Raw genomic sequence first — 1,376 nt, forward strand, 5'->3', positions numbered from 1 at the left:
TGATGTTGCCCCTGTATTCCCGTCCCCATCCTATTCGCAATAAAGCGCCTGGTCCGTCGATGGTTCCTGGCGCAATTGTTCGGCCTGCTGCCTCCTGAACTCCCGAGGCGAACGCATTTTCAGCGATGAATGCGGATGCACCTCGTTGAAGTGCTCGAAGGCGGCCGACAACTGTGCCAACACCGTCGTGGCGTCCTGCAGGTCCATACGCGCCACGTAGTCGCGTTTGAAGGTGTTTACGAAGCTCTCGGCGATGCCGTTGCTTTGCGGGCTGCAGACAGGTGTGTTGATGGGCTTGAGGCCCAGTGAGCGTGCCAACGCTCGCGTGTCTGCCGCGATGTAGGCACCACCGTTGTCGCTCAGAAACTCCAGTTGGTGGTCTGCGGGAATGGCATCCGCCGCCCCGAAGCGCCGCTCCACGGCTTCAATGAGCATTTCGCGCACCGGCTCCCCCGGCAGCCCCTTGCCCTCCCATGCACGCCAGGCCAGAACCTCGCGGTCGCAGCAGTCCTTGGTGAACGTGGCCGTCACCGTCTGGCCCGAGTCGCACTTGATTTCCAGGCCATCGGAGCACCATCGCAGGTCGCTGCGTGCCACTGCCACACGGCCTTCATGCGTGCGAGATGACTGGCGCCGACGCGGGGCCTTGGGCAGCAACAGCCCCGCCTGGGCCATGACGCGATAGACGCGTTTTGCATTGACATGCACATCGCCCTTGGCGCTACGTTGGCGGTTCACCAGGGCACAGGCACGCCGGTAGCCATAGCTGGGCAGCTCGGCAATCTCCTGGCGCAGCTCGGCCAGCAACTGGGCATCGCCCTTGGGCGTGCGTTGGCAGCGCCCGTCTGTCCAACTATCGTCGCGTCCACGCAGCTTACGTACGTGCGAGCGCGCCAGCCCCATCGTGCGGCAGACCGTCTTCACTGGTCTTCCCCGGGCAACAAGGGCGAGCGCGCAATCCACTTTTTTTCGGCGGCGTACTCCACGGCTTCCTTGAGGATTTCGTTCTCCAAGGTCTTCTTGCCAAGTACGCGCTGGAGCTTGGCGATTTCCGCGCGCGCCGCTGCCAACTCGGATGCCGGTACCACTGCCTCACCAGCACAGACGGCGGTCAGTGCACCTTGCCGTTCGAGCTTGCGCCACTGGAACAGCAGGCTGGCGGTAACGCCTTCCTGCCGTGCCACCAGCGACACGCTCATGCCGGGTTCGTAGGTGCGCCGTACCAGGGCTGATTTCTCGGCGAGGGACCAGCGCCTGCGGCGCTGGTCTTTCAAAATCACCTCCACCGACTCCGTATGCCTAGTCGTATTCATAGTCCTATTCCTATCTCAAAGATAAGCGATAGAACGGGGCCGGGGAATCAGGGGGCTATCTCA

Annotated in this window: 1 protein-coding gene; it reads right to left on the reverse strand. The window is 62.7% G+C overall.

All coding sequences use genetic code 11. The features are described 5' to 3' along the window. Window positions 1-30 precede the first annotated feature (30 nt). Window positions 31-1,313, reverse strand: a protein-coding gene (locus AC1Q5S_RS22240) for an IS3 family transposase (protein ID WP_492239455.1) whose coding sequence is annotated in 2 segments (ribosomal slippage) — window positions 31-977 and window positions 977-1,313 — 1,284 coding nt in all. Because the reading frame shifts where the segments join, the coding sequence is not laid out codon by codon here. Window positions 1,314-1,376 lie beyond the last annotated feature (63 nt).

This window comes from Acidovorax sp. GW835-FHT14B10 (genome assembly GCF_058793725.1).